The following is a 21,916-nucleotide window of genomic DNA, read 5'->3' on the forward strand; positions in this document are numbered from 1 at the left end:
TCGCGGCGGCCGGCGTGCTGGCGGCGCGCCGGGCATCCGTTCAGCGGGCGAGGGAGGCGAGTTCGGCGCGGGTCGAGGCGCCGACCTTGCGCAGCAGGTTGGCCACGTGAAACTTCACGGTGTTCTCGCTGATGGTCAGCGCCTCGGCAATCGCCTTGTTGCGCGCGCCCGACGCCACAAGCTCGAGCACGCCGCGCTCGCGCGGGCTGAGGCCCCAGGCTGCCGCCGCCGAAACGGATGCCGTGGGCGCGTCGAGCGGCAGCGACACCGCCATCTCCGACCCCCAGCCGGCGGTCGCCTCGACACCCAGCGTTCCGCTGAGCGCCACGACGCGGGCGGCCAGCTGGCGAACGCTCGGAACCTCGGCGTCGAGGTCGCCCGGTCCGTCGTCGCGAATGCGAATCAGCAGGTTGCTGCCGTCGCAGTCCCACTGAACGCGCACCCGCGCGACCCCGGTCTGCTCGACCAGGGCGAGCACGGCGCCGCGCACGATGGCCCTGGCCTCGTGGGCGACTTCGCCGGGCAGCGCGCGGCCGTTGACCGGCGGCTCGATGAACTGCACGTCGAGGTCGCCGAAGCGCACCAGCGGACGCAGGTCATTTTTGAGACGTTCGAAGGCGCGGGCAACAGGTTCTTCGGTGAGGCTCCGGTCGAGGTCGCTCACCGCGCGCAGGGCGACCATCGCCGCGGCGGCGAGTTCGGTGGCCTTCTGGCGGGCAGCGGTGTCACTCGTGCTGCTCGAGCGCAGCACGGCGAGCAGGGATTCCAGCGTGGTCGCGTGCGCGTCCGTGAGGTCGGCGATGAGCTTGGAGCGTTCGGCGGCCATGCTGCGCGCGGTCTGCACGGGTGAATCGGCGAGGAAGGTCATACGGATAGCCTATCCGAACCGTCCGTGGAGCCTGCCCGGAGCCATTCGTTTGGGTAGTAAAACCATTCGTTTGGCGGGCCGCACGCCCACTCGAAAGAGTGAAGTATTGACCCATGACCGAAACTACAACCACCCCCACCACAGCGGATGCCCTCGGTCTCATTTTCGCCGAGAATGGCCGCGTCGTGGACGCGCTGCGGGCGGCATCCGCTTCTGTGGTGCTGGATGACGCGGCGAGTCTGCTCGCTGTGGCACCGCGGGTGTTCGTGCTGGGAGCCGGCCGTTCCGGGCTGGCATTGAAGATGACCGCGATGCGGCTCATGCACCTGGGCCTTGACGTGCACGTGGTCGGCGAGGTCACCAGCCCGGCGATTGCGCAGGGCGACCTGCTGCTGGTGGCCAGCGGATCCGGAACGACGGGCGCCATCGTGCGCGCCGCCGAGACGGCTCACGGTGTGGGTGCGAACGTTCTCGCGCTGACCACGGCGCCGGAGTCGCCCCTCGGGCACCTCGCCGCGGTGACCGTGGTCATCCCCGCGGCCGCCAAGCAGGACCACGCCGGGCAGGTGTCGGCGCAGTACTCGGGCGGGCTGTTCGAACAGTCCGTGCTGCTGGTGGGCGACGCCCTATTCCACACGCTCTGGCAGCGAAGCGGTGCGACGGCCGCCGAGCTCTGGCCGCGTCACGCCAACCTCGAGTAACAAACCGGATAGGGCCCAGGCCCCGTCCTGAAAACCACAGACCGCTTACCCCAACAGAAAGTAGAACCCCATGAAGCTTCAGGTAGCAATGGACGTACTGACCACCGACGCCGCGCTCGCGCTCGCCGCGCAGGTCGCCCCGCACGTCGACATCATCGAGCTCGGCACCCCGCTGATCAAGGCCGAGGGCCTGCGCGCCGTCACCGCGATCAAAGCCGCGCACCCCGACAAGATCGTCTTCGCCGACCTCAAGACGATGGATGCCGGCGAGCTCGAAGCCGACATCGCCTTCGCCGCCGGCGCCGACCTCGTGACGGTGCTCGGCACGGCCGGAGACAGCACCATCATCGGAGCCGTCGCCGCCGCGACCAAGCACGGTAAGGGCATCGTCGTCGACCTGATCGGCGTTGCCGACAAGGTCACCCGCGCCCGCGAGGTCACCGCGCTCGGTGCCCAGTTCGTCGAAATGCACGCCGGACTCGACGAGCAGGCCGAGCCCGGATTCTCGCTCGCGAAGCTGCTCAACCAGGGCGAAACCGCCAAGGTTCCGTTCTCGCTGGCCGGTGGCGTGAGCCTGGCGACCATCGCCTCGGTGCAGCGCGCCGGCGCATCCGTTGCCGTCGCAGGCGGCGCCATCTACGGCGCCGATGACCCGGCCGCCGCCGCTGCCGCCCTGCGCGCCGCGATCATCTAGAGTCGCGTCTTCTCGGTGCCGTCCCGCTTCGCGCGGGGCGGCACTTTCGCGTTAACGTCCCGGTCGCATCAAGCGGATGCCCGCGCCACGCGCCGGAATCTCGGTGGGCGCCGCTAGGCTGGTGGCGCCCAGACCAGGTGGCGGCATCGTCGCCGCGAGAGGACGCGCACCCCGCATGACCAGCACAATTTTCGACCGAGCCCGGCCCGCGGCATCCGTTGTCGCAGCCTCACTCGTCGGCACCCGGCAGGGCTCCTTCTGGCTCGACGACCTCGCGCCGCGTGCGAACTACCCTCGGCTCTCCGGCAACCTCAACTGCGACCTGGCGATCGTCGGCGGCGGCTACCTCGGCTTGTGGAGCGCGGTGCTGGCCAAACAACAGAATCCGGCGGCGCGCGTGGTGCTGCTGGAGGCGCGCACGGTCGGCTGGGCGGCATCCGGTCGCAACGGCGGTTTCTGCGAGGCGAGCCTCACCCACGGCGAAGAGAACGGGCGCACGCGCTGGCCGCAGGAGATCGACCGGCTGACCGAGCTCGGTAATGAGAACCTCGACGAAATCGAGCAAGCCGTGGCCGCACTCGGCCTGGACTGTGATTTCGAGCGCACCGGCGCCATCGACCTCGCCATCGAGGAGCACCAGGTGGAGTGGCTGCGCGAGGAGACGGCCGACGAGAACACCGTGTTTCTCGACCAGGCGGCCGTGCAGGCCGAGGTCGCGTCTCCGACCTACCTGGCCGGGGTCTGGCACAAGCGCAGCAATGCCCTCGTGCATCCGGGCAAGCTCGCCGCCGAGCTGGCTCGCGTGGCCACCTCCAGCGGGGTCGAAATCTTCGAGAACTCGCTCGTGCAAAACCTCGACACGACCGGACTGACCGCGGCGCAGGGCACCCGGGTTGTGACTGCGGGCGGCTCCGTGACTGCCCAGAAGACGGCTCTGGCCACAAACGTCTTTCCGTCGCTACTCAAGCGCAACAAACTCGCAACCGTGCCGGTCTACGACTACGTGCTCATGACCGAACCACTCAATGCCGACCAACTCGCCGCGATCGGCTGGCAGCACCGGCAGGGGTTCAGTGACCTGGCTAACCAGTTTCACTACTACCGGCTGAGCGCCGACAACCGCATTCTGTTCGGGGGCTACGACGCCGTCTATCACTATGGGCGTAAAGTACGCAGCGGGTATGAGAACCGCCCCGAGACCTTCGCCAAGCTCGCGAGCCACTTCTTCACGACGTTTCCGCAGCTGGCCGGGGTGCGTTTCAGCCATAAGTGGGCCGGTGCCATCGACACCTCCACGCAGTTCTGCGCGTTCTTCGGCCAGGCGCGCGGCGGGCGCATCAGCTACGCGGCCGGATTCACCGGCCTCGGGGTCGGCGCCACGCACTTCGCCGCTCAGGTCATGCTCGACCAGCTGGCTGGCCGCGCCACCGAGCGCACTGAACTGGCCATGGTGCGCGGTCGTCCGCTGCCGTTTCCGCCGGAGCCGATCGCATCCGCTGGGATTCAGGCCACGCGCTGGGCGCTCAACCGGGCCGACCACAACCGCGGCAAGCGCAATGCCTTGCTGAAAACCCTCGACGCGCTGGGCCTCGGCTTTGACTCCTAGCCGCTAGGGCGTCAGCCGAGCAGCAACCGGCCGAGCTGGTCGGTCGAGTGCACGACCGCCGTAGCAGCCTCGGCCTCAGCCGGAGAGCCGTAGCCCCACTCCACCAGAATGGCCGGAATGCCGTTGGCCTGGGCACCGATGGCGTCGTAGCTGCGGTCGCCGACCATGACGGCGCCGCTGGTGTCGACGCCGGTCGCGGCCAGCCGGGCGAGAGCCTCGGCGACGATGTCGGCTTTCCTGCTGCGGGTGTCATCGGCGGAGGCACCGACCGTGGCCGTGAAATACTTCGCCAGGTCGAAGTGCGTGAGAATGGCGATGGCACTCAGCTCGGGCTTGCTGGTGGCGAGGGCGAGCGGGATACCCGTCGCGTGAATGCGCTCGAGTAGACCGGCGATGCCGGGAAAGACAGCCGTGTCGAGGGCAGCAGCGCCGTGATACTCAGCCCGATAGACCGCGATGGCCTCCACGGCTTCGTCTGCGGTCATTCCCGCATATTCCTGGAAGGCGTCGAACATGGGCGGGCCGACGTAGGCGAGCAGTTCGGCAGCGGACGGAACCGGACGCCCGAGCAGCGTGAAAGTGCGAGCCAGCGAGCTGGTGATCGCCGGGGCGGAGTCAGTGATGGTTCCGTCGAGGTCGAAGAGGATGGCGCTCCAGGTGCGCGTCAATGTTGCGTTCATTCGGCATAGCCTAGGTGTTCTGGAGGCAATGTACCCCATTTGCCCATTCTGCTCAGCCTTTCCACGGTTAAGCGCGGTCGAGGCTGCGCTGTCGATCTGCTCAAGCGTGACTGGGTCGACAGCACGGTGCTGGTCAACCACCCGGACGGCGCCGACAACACCTTCCCGCACGGCACGCTCGAGTACTGCGCGAGCAATGGCGTGCGGCTGCAGGCCTGGGGCGCACTCGCCCAGGGCCGGTATTCCGGGGCGACGGGCACGGCGGCCGAGGAGGCGGCATCCGCTTTGGTGCAGACGCTGGCCGAGGTGAAGAACACGACCCGCGAGGCCATCGTTCTCGGCTGGCTGATGCGGCACCCCGCGCACATCGACCCCGTCCTCGGATCGAGCGATCCGGCGCGCATTCGGGCCTGCGGGGATGCAACCGCGCAGGCAGCGGCAATGACCCGCGACGAGTGGTTCGCGCTGTACCTTGCGGCCCGCGGGCGCCCGCTGCCCTAAAAGAGTTTCGAGGCCGTATCGTCGAGGCCGCGCATGGCGTCATAGTCGAGCAGCAGACAGCGGATGCCGCGATCCTCCGCCAACTTGCGGGCCTGCGGTTTGATCGTCTGCGCGGCAAAAACCCCACTGACCGGCGCCAAATGCGGGTCGCGATTCATGAGTTCGAGGTAGCGCGTGAGCTGTTCCACCCCGTCGATATCACCATTTCGCTTGAGTTCTACCGCGACAGATCGGCCGGCGGCATCCTGCGCGAGGATATCGACCGGCCCGATGGCGGTCATGTACTCGCGGCGCACGAAGGTGAAACCCTCGCCGAGCAGATGAATGTGCTCGGCCAACAGCTTCTGCAGGTGCGACTCCGCGCCGTCCTTGATCAGGCCGGGGTCGATGCCGAGTTCGTGGGCCGAGTCGTGCTGCACGTCGTAGACGCTGACCACGAGTTGGTCGGCGGTCTTGGCGTGGGTGACCGTCCAGAGGGCGGTGATGCCGGCATCCGCTTGATCGCCGTCGGGCTCGGAGATGGCGATCGAGCAGGGTGGGCTCATCCAGTTCAGCGGTTTGTAGGAGCCACCGTCGGAGTGCACGAGCACGCTGCCATCGGACTTGATCATCAGCAGGCGGGTGGCCAGCGGCAGGTGCGCGCTGAGACGCCCGGCATAGTCAACGGAGCATTTCGCAATTACAAGGCGCACTGAACGAGTTTATCCTGGTCGCCTTCGGCCTCTCATCGGCACGGGCCTCGGCGACCGCGCTCACGGGTCGGGCGGCTCAGAAAACTCGCATTGCGATCTCGGCCGGGGCGGCGAGTAGTGCCGCTATCTCGTCGTCGAGTCGCACCAGCGTGATCGAGGCACCGGCCATGTCGAGCGAGGTGCAGTACTCGCCGACATAGTTACGTCCCACGGTCATGCCCAGCGCGGTGAGCCGCTTGTGGATGATCCCGTAGAGAATGTACAGCTCACTGATCGGCGTGCCGCCGAGGCCGTTCACCATCACGGCGACCCGGTCCCCGCTGACGAATGGCAGGTCGGGAACGATCGCGCTGAGCAGTTCGTCCACGATCTCGTCGGCGGGCATCCATTTGGCCCGGCGTCGCCCCGGTTCGCCGTGGATGCCGACGCCGATCTCGATCTCGTCGTCGCCGAGGGCAAACAGGGGTTCCCCCCGGGCGGGAGGAGTGCAGGCCGTCAGCGCGACACCCATGGTGCGGGTGACGGAGTTGACCTTTTCGCCGATGCGCACCAGCTCGTCGAGGTCGGCACCGGACTCCGCCGCGGCTCCAACGGCCTTCATCACGAAGAAGTTGCCGGCCACTCCGCGGCGGCCGACGGTGTAGGTGGAGTCCTGCACCGACACGTCATCGTCGATGAACAGCGTGCGCACCTGGATGCCGTCGGCGCTGGATACCTCCTCGGCCATCTCGAACGCCATCCGGTCTCCGGTGTAGTTGTTGACCAGGAGCAGCACCCCCTTGTCGGAGGCGAGGAGCTTGGTGGACTCGATAATGAAGTCGATCGGCGGGGCGGCAAAGACGTCTCCAGGGCACGCGCCGTCCAGCATCCCCTTACCGACCGTCATCACGTGGGCTGGCTCATGGCCGGAGCCGGAGCCCTGAATGATGGTGACCTTGTCGTGGTTGGGGGCATCCGCTCGATGGATGAGGTGATATTCGGGAACGTAGCGCAGGGTGTCGGGGTTCGCGAGCGCGATGCCCTCGAGCATCTCGGGAACGAACTGCTGGGGGTCGTTGATGAACTTCTTCATGATGTCTCCACGTCGTTGTCGGGATCGGATGGTTATCGGTGGGCTAGTTGGCCCAGGTTCGGGCGAGGCGCTCGACCAGCACCGCAATGGCGATCGCGCCGGCGTCGGGCGATCCCACGCTGCGCTCGCCGGTGTAGCTCGCGCGCCCGCGCCGGGCCTGGAGCAGGCTCGTGGCTTGTGCGGCCTCCCGAGCGGAGACCGCCATCTTGCCCAGAGCAGTCTTGGCGTCGTCGCCGGCCGCAAATGCGGCCTCGAGCGTGTCGACGGCGGGCACGAAAGCATCGAGCAGGGTTTTGTCACCGACATCGGACTTACCGCGGTACTTGATCCCTTCGATGGCCGCGCGCAGCGCGGTGATGGTGTCCGCCGGGCTGATCTCGTTTCGGCCCTTGAGCGCGGTGCCGGCGCGCAGGAATGCCGTTCCCCAGAGCGGCCCCGACGTTCCCCCGATGGTGCTGGTGATGACGATCGCGATCTTGCTCAGGAACACCCCGGGGTCCGTGCGGTCAACGCCGTCCCAGCCGGAGAGCACAACCTCGAAACCGCGGGCCAGGGAGTAGCCGAAGTCCCCGTCACCGACAACTGAGTCAAGTTCGCCGAAGTATTTCTCGTTGACGAGGGCCTCCTCGGCGATGGAGCGCACCACGAATTCAGTCGCGTTCAGGGAACTGGTCATGATTCTTCCTCCTGGTTGGGGGCGCGCAGCAGCATCGAAAGGTCGCCCAGCGTCACGAAACCGTTCGGCACCACGCCGGCAGGAGAGCCCAGCACGGTTGCGAGTTCGCCATCCGGGTCGCCGAGCGAGGTGACGACGAGGGCAGCACCGTCAAAGTTCTCATCGACGGTGTAACTGCTCACTGTGACGAGGGTGCGCAACCCGGCAGCGCGGGCGGCGCGCAGGCCGTTGTTACTGTCCTCGATGACGATCGCCTCGTCGGTGCTCACACCGAGGTGCTCCAAGGCATAGGCGTAGATGTCCGGCGCAGGTTTCTTGGCGACCACGATGTCTCCTGCGAATACCTGGAACTGCGCGGCCAGGGACTCGCCCACCGCGTGGGTCAGCACTGCCCGCACGGAGGGTTCGGCCGAGGTTGAGGCGACCGCGAGCATCCAGCCGGCAGCAGCCGCCTCGGCGACGATCCGGGCGATCCCTGGGCGGGCGGGCAGCGCTCCGACAGCGATCAGGTCGGTGTAAATCTGGGTCTTGCGCCGATGCCAGGTGGCGACGGTTTCTTGTTGCCGGGCCGGATCGGCGGGAAGATTGGCCGCCTGAACGAAGTCCGGCGTGAGCAGGCTCGTAAGGCGTTCCTTGCCACCGCCGATCAGCAACTTCTCGGCGTAATCCTCCTCGCTCCAGTGCACGGGCAGTCCGAACTCCGCGAAGCTGGCGTTGAAGGCGGGCAGGTGTCCGTGGCGTTCGGTGTCGGCGAGTACGCCGTCGCAGTCGAAGATCAGTGCCGGCATCGCTTACCAGGCCTGGCCGGCCGAGCCGAACGTGCGGGCCAGGCCCGTTGTGAGGTCGACGACATCGCCACTCACAGCGCGAAAAAGCGTCGGCGGGTCCCATTTGTCGGCCTCTTCGGCGAACCGCAGGTTGGCCAGGGTGGATTGCAGATAGGTCACCTTGAGGGCGGTAGAGATGTTCACCTTGGAACAGCCACGCTGGATCAGGTCGTGGAATTGGGCGTCCGTCATTCCGGTGCCGCCGTGTAGGGCGATGGGTATTGGATGCGCCGCCACCAGATCGCTGACCCGGTCGAAGTCCAAAACGGGTTTCGATTTGTAGACGCCGTGGGCGTTGCCGATGGACGGAGCGAAGACATCGACGCCGGTCGCTTCAATGAACGCGAGGGATATGTCAAGGGTCTGCCGCGCCGCGGTCTGATCGGAGCCGACACCGTCTTCGACGCCGGTGATGGATTCAATCTCACCCTCGACATGGGCTCCGTAGCCTCGGGCCTCCTTGACCACCTCAATGGTTTGGCGCTGGTTCTCGGCCACGGGCAGCTGGGACGCGTCGAAGAGCACCGAGTTCCAGCCGATGGCCAGGCACTCGCTGATCACGTCACGGTCGGGGCAGTGGTCGAGGTGCAGGGCGACGGGCACGTCGATGTCGGCGGTCATGGATTGCCACATAGCGAACAGCACCTTCGCGCCGATCGAGCGCACGGTCTTGACCGACGTCTGCACGATGATCGGCGAGCGAACTTCGACTGCGGCAGCCAGCACCCCCTGCATGGTGAGGTCGTTGAACACGTTGACAGCAGGCACGCCGTAGCGGGCATCGAACGCCCGGTCGACGATTTCCTTCAGGGAAACAACTGGCACGACGGCCTCCTTTGGCTTCGTCTCACGTTAAACCGGCACGCGCATCGCGCGCTATCGGGGAGTCCCCCCATTCGCTTTGGGGGAAATCCCTGGTCGTCGTCGGCATCCGTTCAGGAATGATGCGGATGGGCCAGCCCGGCCAGCATTGTGCGGTTGGCTGCTCCCGTCTTCCTGAGGATCGTGCCGACGTGTTTTTCGACGGTTTTTACCGAGATGCCAAGCTCCGTACCGATCTGCTTGTCCCGGAGTCCGCCCTCCACCAGCCGGCGCACCTCCCGCTCGCGGGACGTGAGGAGGGCGGGATCGGCCGGTTCGCGCCACATTTCCAGTAGGGAGCGCGACAGAACAGCATCGCCGGCAACGGCCGAGTCGACCGCTCGCACGAGCGAATGCCCCTCGGCGGATCGGTTCAGGAACCCGCGGGCGCCAGAGTGGGCCGCGCGCCGGATTCGTTCGTCGTGTGGGTCTCCGACCAGGAGTACGACGGCCGTGCCCGGACTGGTGCGAGCCAGCGCCTCGATCAGGTCGGCGCCTGGCAGGTCGACGCCTGGCAGGTCGACCAGATCGATGTCAGTGACCACGACGTCGGGCTGCAGATACCGTGCCGCAGCGAGGGCGCCGGCGGCGTCGCCGCACTCGGCGATCACCTGGATGCCCGTCCCCTCCTGCGTGAGCAGGTGCACCAAGCCGGCGCGGATCACCGGTCGTTCGTGCATGACGAGCACCCGATGGGGGTGTGTCTCGGTCAGGCGCCCGATCGATACGTGCGTCGGTCTGCACGGATCGTCGCCGCCCGGCAGCCCGAATCCGTGGGCCAGCGCTGCGCGCTCGGACGTGTGAAACTCGGCCAGATTGATGTTGACCTCGATGGCCACGGTGTGCAGACGGAAGTCGGCGATGGCGGCGGCCGCCTGAGCGGCGAAACGTTCGAGTATCCGGGCGTCCTGGCTGGTGAAGAGGCGCTCGGAGCTATTGGCAAAGACCACGCAGGCGCCGATGACCCCGGAAGGAAGCCTGATCGGCACGCCGATGACCGGGCGCTGGTAGCGGGCGTCGTCCCGGCCGAGATGACCGCCCGGCACTTTGGAGTACTCACTGAACACAACGGATCCACCGGCTCGCACGACTGCTCCGGTGACGCCTTCATCCAGTGAGAAGACTTGGCCAGCCCGGCATTCGTCGCCGAGGTCGACCTCTTTGCGGTAGACCTGAGCGGTCTCATCGATAGTGCAGATCGATCCCATGGCGCATCCCAGCAACTGGGCGGCGCGCAGCAGGATCCGTTCCAGCAGAGGTCCGAGCCCCGTATCACCGGCCGGCCCCGTAGCCAGGAACAGGGCTACTTCATCGCCGGGCTCATCGGTCTGCGATCGAGGGGCATTACGAGGGGTCGGCAGGTGAGTCGGGGTCGGGCCCATCGTATTCTCGTCTCTGAGTGTGCAAGCCTGCCTGGTTCCGTAGACAGCACTTCACCCTACGGGTCTGTCCCCCCTTGGCGCTAGCGGCGGGTGCTTCGATGTGGCGAGGAACCACACCAGCCGACGTAGCCTTCTGTGCCGTGACTCATGCGGCGTGGGGCCGTGCCGCCGGGGCCGCCAGCCCGGCCAACACCATGAGCACCAAAACCAGGTAGAGGGCGTTGAGAATGCCCCAGGTCTCACCAAGCAGCCCCAGTACGGGCGGCCCGACCAAAAAGGCGAAATAGCCGATGATGGCCACGGCGCTCACTCGAGCGGCCGCGTTCTTGCTGTCGTCGGCAGCCGCCGACATGCCTACCGGAAAGCCGAGCGAGGCGCCGATACCCCAGAGCAGCGTTCCGACAATAACGAGCGGGGTGGTCGGTGCGAGGATGAACAACACGAGCCCCGCAATGCCCACGACGGCGCAGGCGCGCAGCACCTGAACCCGGCCGAACCGGTCGAGCAGCGGTCCGCCGATGACGCGGCCCACGGTCATGGCGGCTACGAAGACGCCGAAGACGATCGCGCCGTCGGTGTTGCTGAGGCCGTGACCGTCGACCGAGGCGAGAGCGAGCCAGTCGTTGGCCGAGCCCTCGGCAAAGGTCATGCCGAGCACGATGAGGCCGATCAGAAGCAGCTTGCGGTCGCGCCAGACGGCGAAACTGTCATGCAGGCGTTCGCGCCAGGTTTGCGTGGGGGCATCCTCTTCGGTGTTATCGACGACCGACGGAAGAAAACGCACGGCCACGACGATCGTGCCCAAAATCAGCACGGCCATGACCAACAGGTGCCAGAACACTGAGATGTGTAGAGCGGATGCTGCGGCGCCGCCGAGCGCGCCGACCACCGTGCCGAGACTGAAGCAGGCGTGCATGAGGGGCATGAGTGTGCGGCCGATGGCCCGCTCGGCGGCCGCGCCCTCGACGTTCATCATGACGTCGAGGGATCCCATGCCCACGCCGAAGACGGCGAGGGCTGCGAACACGAACGGGGCCGAGGGCACGAGGCTGACGCCCGCGCCCATGAGCAAGAGCCCGGTGGCCGACATCGAGACGCTGACCAGCATGGCGCGGCGTGCACCGAGGCGGGCGAGCTGGCCCGCGGCTATCAGCAGGCCGATGACCGAGCCGGCGGAGAGTCCGAAGATGAGCAGGCCGACCTGGGCGGTATCGAGCCCGAGTCCGTCGCGCACGGCGGGTACCCGCGACATCCAGCTGGCCAGGCCCAGTCCGGAGATGAAGAACGCTGCGAACACGGCGTTGCGCCAGCCGATCAGGCCCGAGCGTGTGGCGGTGGTAATCACGGGGGAGTTGGTCATCGGGCTCCTCAAGTGGCGGGCGGGAGGCCTCGACAGCGGGTGGGTGGAACCTTAACGCTACAACGAGAAGTTCCCACAGAGGGCGGAGATGGCACTGAATGCTCAGGGTGGCCTCGCGGCGTGGGGTGGGCCCGCGTGATGCGGCAGATCGACTGCAATTGCGGTGGTTCTCGCTCGGGACCTGCCTGACACCGGCGCCTGACGCCCGAAGACACCGCCGATTGGCGTCGCTCAGCAGGTTAGCGTAGCCTTACCTTAGCCAATAAAAACCCCGTCCTTGGAGTCACATGCGCATCCCGCTCTCCCTCGCCGCCCTCGTTGCCGGCGCCACCGTTCTTGCCCTCGCCGGGTGCACCCAAGCCGCCGAGCCAACGGCAGAAGGGGCCACGAGCGACGGCGCCTTCACGCTCTACTCCGGTCGGGACGAAGCGCTCATCCAGCCGCTCATCGACCAGTTCGAGGAGCAGAGCGGCATCAGCGTCGAGGTGCGTTACGGCAACACCGCCGAGCTCGGCGCACTCCTGCTCGAAGAGGGCGACGCCACCCCCGCCCAGGTCTTTCTCGCCCAGGACGCCGGAGCGCTCGGCGCCCTCGCCAATGCCGACCTCTTCGCGACGCTGCCCGCAACAACGACCGATGCCGTTCCGACCGGCTTCACCTCGACCGACGACACCTGGGTCGGCGTCACCGGCCGTGCCCGCGTGATCACCTACGACAGTGAAGCGCTCGCCGCAACCGACGTGCCAACATCCGTTGACGCGTTCACCGACCCGGCCTGGTCGGGAAAGTTCGGTATCGCGCCGACCAACGCGAGCTTCCAGGCCTTCGTCACCGCCTACCGGGTGCTGAACGGTGAAGAGGCCGCCGATGAGTGGGTCAAGGCCGTTGCCGCCAACAACCCGGTCATCTTCGACAACAACCGCGCTATCCTCGCTGCCGTCAACGACGGGGTCATCGAGGCCGGACTCATTAACCACTACTACTGGTTCGCCCAGGCCGCCGAAACCGGCGAGGCCAACATGCGCGCCCAGCTGTCGTACCCCGAAGCCGGCGACGCCGGATCCATCGTCAACGTCACCGGCGCCGGCCTGCTTGCCGGCGCAGCAGACGATGCCGACGCCCTCGAGTTCATCGACTACCTCGTTGGCGCAAAAGCGCAGCAGTACTTCGTCGACGAGACCTACGAGTACCCCCTGATCACCGGCATCGACGCCCCGGCCGGACTGCCGGCGCTCGACTCGCTGGTCAACCCCAACCTCGATCTGGCCGACCTCGACACCCTCGAAGACACCCAGGCACTGCTCGGCAAGCACGGCCTGATCTAGCATTGAAGTAGTGAAGGCGCGGGTGCGGGCTCAGGTCGGCAGCCGCGCCCTACCCTCCAGCGCCTTCTCTCAACTGCTCATCACAGCAGCGGATGCCCCCAGCCCGCTCAGCGCGCGTCCCGCAGGGCCGCTCGCATGACCGAGCTGCTTATCCCACCGCCCGAAACCGCCGTGCCCCGCCCGCCCGCCCGGTACCGCTTCGGCGCGCCGCCCTGGCTGCTGGCGCTCGCCGCACTGTGCGCCGCGACTGCTGCCATCCCGCTGGTCTACCTGGTCGTGCGCACGACCGAGGCGGGGCTCACTGACCTCCTCGAAACCCTGGTGCGCCCCAGGGTGCTACAGCTCACGGTCAACACGGTGCTGCTCGCCGCGGCCGTCACCCTGTCGTGCCTCGTGCTCGGCACGATCTGCGCCTGGATTCTCACGCGCATCCGCTTGCCGTTTCAGCGCACGCTGCTGCTGGCCTCGGCGCTGCCGCTCGCGGTGCCGAGCTACCTGGCTGCCTACGGCTGGCTGGTCTGGTTTCCGCACCTCAACGGATTCTGGGCCAGCTGGTTCGTCATGACCATGGTCTGTACCCCCTACGTGACGCTGCCGGTCGCGGCGGCGCTGCGCGGGGCATCCGCTGATCTGGAATCAGTGGCCCGCACGCTCGGTCGCGGCCCGCTGCGCGCCTTCGCGGCCGCGACCTGGCCGCAGATTCGCCCGGCCGCGATCGCCGGGGCGCTGCTCGTTTGCCTCTACTCGCTGAGCGACTTCGGACTCGTCTCGATGCTGCGGTTTCAGACGCTCACCTGGGGAATCAACGCCGCCTACGGCGCGAGTTTCGACCGCAACCAGGCCGCGCTGCTCGCCCTCGTGCTTGTCGTGCTCGCGCTCGTGGTCGTGGCCGGCGAACGCCGCAGCCGCCGTCAGGTCGGCAGCATTCCCGGGCGCAGCACCATGCCGGCCAGAGCCCCCGGCAAGACGGGCCCGCTCTTCGCTGCGGTGCTGCTCGCCGCACCGATCGCCGGGGTGGTGGTTCCGGTGGTCGGCTTGCTCAGCCGCCTGCTCGAAGCCGAAACCCTGCGCGCCATCGACGTTCCACGACTGGTCGAAGCCATCGGAGCGACCCTGGGGCTCGCCCTCGCCGCCGCCGTGGTGGCCGTGTTCGTCGCGCTGCCGATCGCCGCGCTCGCTGCCCGTTACCAGGGGCGCCTGGTGGCCATGATCGAGGCCGTCGGCTTTCTCGGCCACGCCCTGCCCGGCATTGTCGTTGGCCTGTCCCTCGTATTCTTCGCGCTCGCCGCGGTTCCAATGTTCTACCAAACCTCCGTCGTGCTGGTCTTCGCCTACGTCGTTCTGTTCATGCCGCGCGCCATCGGCAGCATGCGCAGTGGGATCGCGGCGGTGCCCGCGAGCCTCGGCGACGTGTCGCGCATGCTCGGCCTCTCGCCCTTTCAGACCTGGTGGCGGGTGACTGCGCGCCTCGCGCTGCCCGGCATCGCGATCGGTGCACTGCTCGTGGCTATCTCGGCCATGAAAGAATTGCCAGCGACGCTGCTGCTGCGGCCGACGGGTGTGTCTACGCTCGCCACCGAGTTGTGGAGTCGCACGGCCCTGTTCGAGTTCGGCGCTGCAGCGCCCTACGCGGCGGCGCTCGTGCTCGTGGCGATGGTGCCCGCGGTGCTGCTTTCCGGCATTCGCGGTACGGCAAGGGAGAACTGATGGGCTGGGTTGCGATCGACGGGCTGCGCGTCGCCTACGGTGACACGCGGGTGCTCGACGACGTCAGTTTGCGCATACCGCGTGGCAGTCTCGTCGCCGTTCTCGGCCCGAGCGGATGCGGCAAGACCACCCTCCTGCGCGCGGTCGCCGGTTTGTTGCCGGTCACCGCCGGCACCATCACGGTTGGCGGACGCCTCGTCACCGGCCCCGGCGTGCAGCGCGCGCCGGAGAAACGCGGAATGGGTTGGGTTCCGCAGGACGCCTCGCTGTTTCCGCACCTCACGGTGGGCGAGAACATCGGCTTCGGACTGCCCCGCACCAAGCAGAGCGACGACTTGTATTGCGAACCCGGCGAGGCTCCCGGGGGAGTCGCCGGGCTGTTCGCCGGTTTCACCCGGCGCGGGCGTGCGAACCGGGCAAGGCCGGCGTCGTCGCCCGTCCGCCCGCTCATCGGCGGGCCGGGTTCCGTCCCTGCTGCGCCGGGGCGCGGCCCCGCCTCCGGTACACCGGGGCACACCCACCTCGCGCCGGCGCCGATCACTCCCGACCGCAGCCGCCAATACAGCCGCGCCGCTCGCATCGTTGAGCTCGCCAGCCTGGTCGGTCTGGCCGACCTGGTAGACCGTGCCCCCTCGCAGCTCTCCGGCGGTCAGGCCCAACGCGTGTCGCTGGCCCGAGCGCTGGCCCCCCGCCCCGACCTCATGCTGCTCGACGAACCGTTCGCCGCCCTCGACCCGCTGTTGCGTTCGGCCCTGCGCACCGAGGTCGCGGCCCTGCTGCATGCCCAGCACAACACGAGCCTGCTGGTGACCCACGATCAGGAAGAGGCGCTCTCGCTCGCCGACTTCGTGGCCGTCATGCGCGGCGGCGAGATTTTGCAGTTCGGCACCCCAGCGGATGTCTACGAACGCCCGGTCGACCCCTGGGTCGCCGGGTTCGTCGGCGACACCGTCGAGCTCGACGGAATCTGGCGGGGTGGCCGCGTCGACTGCGCGCTCGGCTCGCTCCCGGCGGACTGGATGGGCGCACCGAGCGACGTGGGCGCAGCATCCGCTCCCGCCGACGGACCGAGCGTACGCGTGCTGCTTCGCCCCGAATGGTTGACCCTCGCCAGCCCGACCACTGTGCAACAAACGGATGCCGTCACCACCGCCATCGCGTACGCCGGCCACGACGCCCTGGTGAGTTTCACCCTCCCGGGCGGCCTCGACGTGCGAGCCCGCGTGGCGGCCCCCGACCTGCCGCGCGTCGGCGAACGGGTCACCCTCGGCGTGCGCCAGAACGCCCTTGCCTACCCGCTCGCGTAGCTCACTGAGCAAAGAACCGGCCTGCGGAGGCGGCTGGTAGACCCAGGGTCAGGCGGCCGGGAAATAAAGGGTCGACACGATTGAATCAAATCGGAGCGCCGATATGGCGACCTGAAGTACCTGGGTCGCAGTATTTCCGGCGCAAGACACCGTCATGTCTCCGCCCCACTCGGCATCGTCAGCAGTGCGGTCGAGGAAAAGGAGGTCATGGGTCCGGTAGTAGAGAAGGGTGCGATGAATTGACCGCGCCAAGTAGAGCCACCGTCAATCTGGCAGACTCCCGCCGCACCGGCTTCGCCGACCAGCTCACTGGCAGCGGTTTGGTCCACGGCTCCTGTGGGCGTGCAACCTGGCAATGACCGTGCAAGGAATGCAGCGGCACCCGTACCGAGAAACTTCGTCCTTTGACTCAGACTCCTTAAACTACAGACGAGGCAAATGGGTATCGACACATTAGGCGTGGTCGATGCATTTCGACCCTCCCGCCGCCCTGCCTCCGCTCACTAGAGTGAGCCTGCTCGCACCCGAAGGGGCGCGAAAAACTCGAAACGAGGCTCCATGGCCGGCGGGCTGGATGCGCACGCCAAATTTGAGCGACGTGGGCGTAGCATCCGTTCCCGCCGACGGAACCCCGGTGTGCGCCAGAACGCGCTCGCCTATCCGCTGGCGTAACCCGAGCACGTATCGCGCCGTCGTTTGCTGATCTCGCGCTTTTAGGACTGGAAATCAATTATTTCTTCGAAATTACGTAAGGGCATCACGAGGCTACGAGGCTACGAGACTACGAGGATTCTTGACGAGTAATCAGCGGCGCACTCACTAGCTACTGCGCCGCTGCAAGGGAAGACGGGGATGTGATCGTGAAATCTGTCCACGATGCGCTTCTGAGTTTTACTCGCTTTTGTGTCACCCCGGAGACTGAGGGGCTGCCGGGGGCGGGGATCGCGTTCTCGCCGGAGTTGTTGCGGCAGCAGGGCATCCAGTGGAAAGCACGCCTCGCCCCCGACGGTTCGGCACCCGGCGAGACCCCGACCGAGCGGCGCAGCTGGCTCACCTTCGGCACCCTGGCCAACGGCGGCTGCAGCCTCAACGGCTGGTTCACCACCCTGGACCGGGCCATCATCGGCAACGTCTGTGCCGGTCAACTGAGTGACGCGTACCTCTCCGCCGCAGCGGCGAACCCGGTCCCCGGTGCCGCCGACACTCCCTCCCCCGACACCGCCCGAGTCGTCGACGCCACCCTGGTGCCCGATGTGACACCGTGTGCCCGGGTCGAGTTCCGTGAAACCGAACACGATGGGCACGACAACTGCGGCACACCACCGAAGGGAACCAGCACCGCGGTGAACACGTCGGGCCGAGCAGGGGAAGTCTGCGTGCCGGGCAAGGCAGGAGTCGAACGGGGCTCCGACCCGCCCGACCCGCTCAGTCCCGCTGCGCTCAGTCCATGTCCGCAGCAGCCCGACGACATCCGCTCCCGTAGTGAGAAGCAGGCCGGCATCCTCCGCGCCGTGTTTGAAGCCGCCGCCCGACACCCGGGCACCCCGACGATGGGCGGAGCCGCCCCGACCGTGCTCGTGCACATCAACATCACCGACCTCCTCGACGGCCGCGGTGCCGGCTGAATCGACGGCATCGACGGCCCCCTCAGCCCCGGCCAGGTCGATGAGTTGATCTGCGCCGGCGGCTACCAGCCCGTGCTGTTCGGCCACACCGGCACCATCCTGCACCTCGGCCGCAGCAATCGATTCTTCACCGCCACACAACGCCGAGCCCTGGCGGCTCGGGACGGTGGTTGTGTCATCCCTGGCTGCACCGTGCCGCCCCACTTCACCCAAGCCCACCACGTCACACCGTGGAGCCAGGGCGGCCTCACCGATATCGACAACGCCGTGCTGCTCTGCAACGCCGCCCACAGCAGTATCGAAACATCCGGCTGGGACATTCAGATGCGCGGCGGCCGCCCGTGGATCCGCGGACCCCTCGCCTTCGACCCCACCCAAATCTGGCGCCCCGCCGGCCAGAATCGCGCCGCCACCCCCGCGGAGAAACCCACCTGGGAAAAGTAGCGCCCGTCGCACGGGCAGCGCACCCGACGCAGCGCTGAGGGCACGGGCACGGGCGCGCGTGCCGCAATCCGCCACAGTGACCCAGCAGCCTGGCCGAAGCCCCGAACGGGGGACCTTCGACCCTCGCGCCCACACAGCGCCGCTGACTAGAGTGAGCCTGCCAGCGCGATGAAAGCGCGCAAAAAACTTGAAACGAGGCACCATGGCCGGCCACACGAACGCCCCCGGGCAGTCGGTGACCAGCCGGGTGCTGAGCATTCTGGCGGCGTTCGAACACAGCGCATCCGCTCGGTCGTTATCGGAGATCAGCCGCGAGAGCGGGCTGCCGCAGAGCACCGCACACCGCCTGCTCGGCGAGCTTGAGACCTGGGGCGCCGTGCAGCGGGATGCCCAGGGCCGCTACCAAATCGGCCTGCGTCTCTGGGAACTCGGCCAGCACGCCGGCCGCAAACTGCGGGATGTGGCCCGGCCTTACCTGCAGGACCTGTTCGGCTTGACCCAGGAGACCGTGCACCTCGCCATTCGCGACGGCACCGAGGTGCTCTACATCGACCGGGTCTATGGCAGCCGGCGCGTGCCGCAGGCCAGCCGGGTCGGCGGTCGTCTGCCGCTGCACGCCACCGCGGTGGGCCGGGCCATTCTGGCCTTCGAAGAGGAATGGGTGCAGAACGCCGTGCTCGACGGCGAACTCGTGCGCCGCACGCCGCTCACCAAGACCGATCCGGCCGAGCTGCGCCGGGAGCTCGGCAAGATTCGCGAACTCGGTTTCGCCCTCGCCTCCGAAGAAGTACGACAGGGCTCGTGCTCGCTCGCGGTGCCGGTGTTTCAGGCGCCGGGCAAGATTTTCGGGGCGCTCGGCATTGTGCTGCCCACCTCGCGGGCGCACCAGCTGGAGCGCTACCTGCCGGTTCTACAGGGCACGGCGCAGCGCATCCAAGCCGGAATCGCGCACCTGCCACCGGCCACCCTGCGCCTGCCGGCCAGCGTGGCGAAACCCACTCAGTCGTGAAGCCACTTCCATCCAGTGGGACACTCCGGTGATCGAAGCTACCGCCGCGTCTTAGATAGACCTCGTCGACCTCAAAGTTGAGAAAAGCAAACCAAGGAGCCATCGTGACCGCGCAATTCGCCCTCGCCCATCCGGCCGCCGCGCCCGGCCAATGCCCGGTCGCGCACGGTGCCTCAGAACACGGTGTCCCAACGAAGAACCACGGCTACGCCCCCTTCGCGATGACTGACCCGTTCCCCTCCTACGCCGCCCTGCGCGAGAACGAACCGGTCATGTTCGATGAGGAGCTCGGCTACTTCATCGTGTCCCGCTACGACGACGTCAAGGCCACCTTCGACAACTGGCAGGTCTTCAGCAGCGAGAATGCCCAGGCCCCGGTGCGGCCCCGCGGCGCAGCGGCCACCACGATCATGAACGATGGCGGCTTCACCGCCTACTCCGGCCTGAGTGCCCGCATCCCCCCGGAGCACACCCGCATGCGCGCCATCGTGCAGAAGGAATTCACGCCGCGCCGCTACAAGAAGCTCGAACCCACCATTCGTGAGAACACGGCACGCCTGCTCACACAAATGCTGTCTCACCCGGATGCCCGCGGCGACTTCCTCAAAGACGTCGCGGTGGACATCCCCACCATCACCATCCTCGGACTGCTCGGCGTCGGCCCCGAGATGGTCGCGACCTACAAGAAGTGGTCCGACTCCCGCGCCGCCATGACCTGGGGCGACCTGACGGACGACGAGCAAATTCCGCACGCGCACAACCTCGTGGACTACTGGACCGAGTGCCTGCGCCTCGTGAAGAACGCCCACGACCAACTCGAGAACAACGAAAACGGCGACAACCTCGTTTTCGACCTCGTGCAGGCGCAGTCCACCGGCTCCGAGATCTCCGACCACGAGATCGCCTCGGTCTGTTACAGCCTGCTCTTTGCCGGCCACGAGACAACGACAACACTGATCTCGAATACCATCCGCGAACTGCTCGCCCACCCCGCCGAGTGGCAGAAGCTGATCGACGACCCGAGCCGCATCCCGGCCGCGATCGACGAGACGCTGCGCTTCTCCCCGAGCATCGTCGGCTGGCGGCGCAAGGCACTCGAAGACACCAAGATCGGCGGCGTAAAGATTCCGGCCGGGTCGAACATCCTCTTGCTGATGGGCTCGGCCAACCGCGACCCCGGCACCTTCGAGCAGCCAGAAACCTTCGACATCAACCGGGTCAATGCCCGCAACCACCTGTCGTTCGGCTTTGGCATCCACTACTGCCTCGGCAACATGCTCGCCAAGATGCAAGACAAAATCGTCGTCGAAGAGACCCTCAAAGCGGCCCCGGGGCTGCGCCTGATCGACGCCGAAAAGATCGTGTTCGGAGACAACCTGTCGTTCAGGGCGCCCACCTCGGTGCCCGTCACCTGGGGAGAAACTAAATGACCACCACACCGTACATTCAGTTTTTCGACGGCACGGATGCTCCCCGCCACGACCTGCTCGGCGGCAAGTGCGCCTCGCTGGTCGCCCTCACCCAGGCCGGCATGCCGGTGCCGCCCGGCTTCGCCATCACCACGGCCTCCTACGACGCGTTCATCGCCGCCGCCGGCATCCAGGACGACATCCACTCGCTGCTCGCCACCCTCGACGCCGACGACGTGGCCGAGGTGGACCGGGTGTCGGCGCAGCTGCGCTTCGAAATCGAAAGCCGCCCGGTGCCCGCCGACGTGCGCGCCGACTTCGTGGCCGCGTATCACGCCCTCCAGGCCCGGTTCACTGAGCCCGTTCCGGTGGCCGTGCGCTCCTCGGCCACCGCCGAAGACCTGCCCGACGCGAGCTTCGCCGGCCAGCAGGACACCTACCTCTGGCTGAACGGTATCGACGATGTCACCGAGCACATCCGCCGCTGCTGGGCCTCACTGTTCACCTCACGGGCGATCACCTACCGGCTCAAGAACAACATCCCGGGCGAGGGCCTCTCCATGGCCGTCGCCGTGCAGAAGATGGTCAACGCGCGCGCTGCTGGCGTCGCCATCACCATGGATCCGACCACCGGCGACCGCTCCAAGATCGTCATGGAGGCCTCCTACGGCCTCGGCGAATTGGTCGTCTCCGGCCTCGTCACCCCCGACAACGTCACCGTCGACAAGATCATGCTCATGGTCGTCAAGCGCGTGATCGGCGATAAGCACGCCGAGCTCGTGCCCGATGCGGCCAACGGGGCACTGGTCGAACTCGAGGTCTCGGCCGCTCGCCGCGGGGTGCTCTCGATCAGCGAGACCGAGATCACCGCCATCGCGACCATCGCCAAGAAGGCCGAGAAGCACTTCAAATGCCCGCAGGACATCGAGTGGGCCCTCGACCGCGACCTGCCCGATGGCCAAAACCTATTGCTGCTGCAGTCCCGCCCCGAGACCGTGCATTCTTCGCGCAGTTCAGATACTCGAACGGATGCCGGTGCCGTCGCCCCCGCGGCCGGCTACGGCATCGAGAGCATCACCCGATCACTTCTGGTGCAGGCCGGCAAACCAACGATATAAACCCGACCTGCGCCATCCGCTTGGAAAGTCATTTCACCCGCGCACCACCTTC

Annotated in this window: 21 protein-coding genes; 12 read left to right on the top strand and 9 right to left on the bottom strand. The window is 67.2% G+C overall.

What is annotated here, in order from left to right; translation table 11 throughout:
* Positions 1 to 40 precede the first annotated feature (40 nt).
* Positions 41 to 868 (bottom strand): LuxR C-terminal-related transcriptional regulator, encoded by an 828-nt coding sequence (locus E3T29_RS07380; RefSeq protein ID WP_134344864.1) that lies wholly within the window; start codon positions 866 to 868, stop codon positions 41 to 43.
* Positions 869 to 981: 113 nt separating this feature from the next.
* On the opposite strand from E3T29_RS07380, the gene hxlB reads away from it, so the two are divergent.
* From hxlB to E3T29_RS07395, 3 genes are all read left to right on the top strand, one after another.
* The gene (hxlB, locus tag E3T29_RS07385; RefSeq protein WP_134344865.1) at positions 982 to 1,569 is read left to right on the top strand and encodes a 6-phospho-3-hexuloisomerase; all 588 of its coding nucleotides are present in this window, start codon (positions 982 to 984) and stop codon (positions 1,567 to 1,569) included.
* Between the two features lie 70 nt (positions 1,570 to 1,639).
* Positions 1,640 to 2,263, top strand: coding sequence for a 3-hexulose-6-phosphate synthase (hxlA, locus tag E3T29_RS07390; RefSeq protein WP_092338521.1), 624 nt, complete (start codon positions 1,640 to 1,642; stop codon positions 2,261 to 2,263).
* A 175-nt stretch (positions 2,264 to 2,438) separates the two neighbouring features.
* The gene (locus E3T29_RS07395) at positions 2,439 to 3,869 is read left to right on the top strand and encodes an FAD-binding oxidoreductase (protein WP_134344866.1); all 1,431 of its coding nucleotides are present in this window, start codon (positions 2,439 to 2,441) and stop codon (positions 3,867 to 3,869) included.
* 11 nt (positions 3,870 to 3,880) lie between these two features.
* On the opposite strand, the gene E3T29_RS07400 is transcribed toward E3T29_RS07395, so the two are convergent.
* The gene (locus E3T29_RS07400) at positions 3,881 to 4,549 is read right to left on the bottom strand and encodes an HAD hydrolase-like protein (protein WP_134344867.1); all 669 of its coding nucleotides are present in this window, start codon (positions 4,547 to 4,549) and stop codon (positions 3,881 to 3,883) included.
* A 39-nt stretch (positions 4,550 to 4,588) separates the two neighbouring features.
* Here E3T29_RS07400 and E3T29_RS07405 point away from each other — a divergent pair, with 39 nt between their 5' ends.
* Positions 4,589 to 5,050: an aldo/keto reductase gene (locus tag E3T29_RS07405; protein ID WP_134344868.1), complete on the top strand. Its 462-nt coding sequence runs from the start codon at positions 4,589 to 4,591 to the stop codon at positions 5,048 to 5,050.
* Here E3T29_RS07405 and nucS read toward each other — a convergent pair.
* From nucS to E3T29_RS07440, 7 genes are all read right to left on the bottom strand, one after another.
* The gene (gene nucS, locus E3T29_RS07410) at positions 5,047 to 5,742 is read right to left on the bottom strand and encodes an endonuclease NucS (protein WP_134344869.1); all 696 of its coding nucleotides are present in this window, start codon (positions 5,740 to 5,742) and stop codon (positions 5,047 to 5,049) included. The genes E3T29_RS07405 and nucS overlap by 4 nt on opposite strands.
* Positions 5,743 to 5,818: 76 nt before the next feature.
* Positions 5,819 to 6,814 (bottom strand): dihydroxyacetone kinase subunit DhaK, encoded by a 996-nt coding sequence (dhaK, locus tag E3T29_RS07415; RefSeq protein ID WP_134344870.1) that lies wholly within the window; start codon positions 6,812 to 6,814, stop codon positions 5,819 to 5,821.
* A gap of 43 nt (positions 6,815 to 6,857) precedes the next feature.
* On the bottom strand, positions 6,858 to 7,490 hold the full coding sequence (dhaL, locus tag E3T29_RS07420; RefSeq protein WP_092448101.1) for a dihydroxyacetone kinase subunit DhaL: 633 nt from the start codon (positions 7,488 to 7,490) through the stop codon (positions 6,858 to 6,860).
* Complete coding sequence (locus tag E3T29_RS07425; RefSeq protein ID WP_134344871.1) at positions 7,487 to 8,278, bottom strand: HAD-IA family hydrolase; 792 nt, start codon at positions 8,276 to 8,278, stop codon at positions 7,487 to 7,489. Before E3T29_RS07425 ends, dhaL begins: the two co-directional genes overlap by 4 nt.
* 3 nt (positions 8,279 to 8,281) lie before the next feature.
* The gene (locus E3T29_RS07430; protein ID WP_134344872.1) at positions 8,282 to 9,142 is read right to left on the bottom strand and encodes a class II fructose-bisphosphate aldolase; all 861 of its coding nucleotides are present in this window, start codon (positions 9,140 to 9,142) and stop codon (positions 8,282 to 8,284) included.
* Positions 9,143 to 9,252: 110 nt separating this feature from the next.
* Positions 9,253 to 10,560: a GAF domain-containing protein gene (locus E3T29_RS07435; RefSeq protein WP_134344873.1), complete on the bottom strand. Its 1,308-nt coding sequence runs from the start codon at positions 10,558 to 10,560 to the stop codon at positions 9,253 to 9,255.
* A gap of 145 nt (positions 10,561 to 10,705) precedes the next feature.
* Entirely contained in the window at positions 10,706 to 11,920 is a 1,215-nt protein-coding gene (locus E3T29_RS07440; protein ID WP_134344874.1) for an MFS transporter, read from the bottom strand.
* A gap of 287 nt (positions 11,921 to 12,207) precedes the next feature.
* Between E3T29_RS07440 and E3T29_RS07445 the strand changes: the two genes are divergently transcribed.
* The 8 genes from E3T29_RS07445 to E3T29_RS07480 all read left to right on the top strand — a co-directional run bounded on the left by E3T29_RS07445 (position 12,208) and on the right by E3T29_RS07480 (position 21,864).
* Positions 12,208 to 13,245 (top strand): extracellular solute-binding protein, encoded by a 1,038-nt coding sequence (locus E3T29_RS07445; RefSeq protein ID WP_134344875.1) that lies wholly within the window; start codon positions 12,208 to 12,210, stop codon positions 13,243 to 13,245.
* A gap of 135 nt (positions 13,246 to 13,380) precedes the next feature.
* A complete protein-coding gene (locus E3T29_RS07450; RefSeq protein WP_134344876.1) occupies positions 13,381 to 14,952 on the top strand; it encodes an iron ABC transporter permease in 1,572 nt (523 codons plus the stop codon).
* Entirely contained in the window at positions 14,952 to 16,259 is a 1,308-nt protein-coding gene (locus E3T29_RS07455) for an ABC transporter ATP-binding protein (RefSeq protein ID WP_134344877.1), read from the top strand. The genes E3T29_RS07450 and E3T29_RS07455 overlap by 1 nt, the downstream gene beginning before the upstream one ends.
* A gap of 860 nt (positions 16,260 to 17,119) precedes the next feature.
* Positions 17,120 to 17,884 (top strand): hypothetical protein, encoded by a 765-nt coding sequence (locus E3T29_RS07460; RefSeq protein WP_134344878.1) that lies wholly within the window; start codon positions 17,120 to 17,122, stop codon positions 17,882 to 17,884.
* A gap of 45 nt (positions 17,885 to 17,929) precedes the next feature.
* Positions 17,930 to 18,328, top strand: coding sequence for an HNH endonuclease signature motif containing protein (locus tag E3T29_RS07465; protein ID WP_166792350.1), 399 nt, complete (start codon positions 17,930 to 17,932; stop codon positions 18,326 to 18,328).
* 202 nt (positions 18,329 to 18,530) lie between these two features.
* A complete protein-coding gene (locus E3T29_RS07470) occupies positions 18,531 to 19,337 on the top strand; it encodes an IclR family transcriptional regulator (RefSeq protein ID WP_134344880.1) in 807 nt (268 codons plus the stop codon).
* Positions 19,338 to 19,441: 104 nt separating this feature from the next.
* Positions 19,442 to 20,767: a cytochrome P450 gene (locus E3T29_RS07475; protein WP_241987692.1), complete on the top strand. Its 1,326-nt coding sequence runs from the start codon at positions 19,442 to 19,444 to the stop codon at positions 20,765 to 20,767.
* Positions 20,764 to 21,864 (top strand): PEP/pyruvate-binding domain-containing protein, encoded by a 1,101-nt coding sequence (locus E3T29_RS07480; protein ID WP_134344881.1) that lies wholly within the window; start codon positions 20,764 to 20,766, stop codon positions 21,862 to 21,864. The genes E3T29_RS07475 and E3T29_RS07480 overlap by 4 nt, the downstream gene beginning before the upstream one ends.
* Positions 21,865 to 21,916: the final 52 nt, after the last annotated feature.

Source organism: Cryobacterium sp. TMT1-66-1, assembly GCF_004403435.1.
GTDB lineage: Bacteria > Actinomycetota > Actinomycetes > Actinomycetales > Microbacteriaceae > Cryobacterium > Cryobacterium flavum.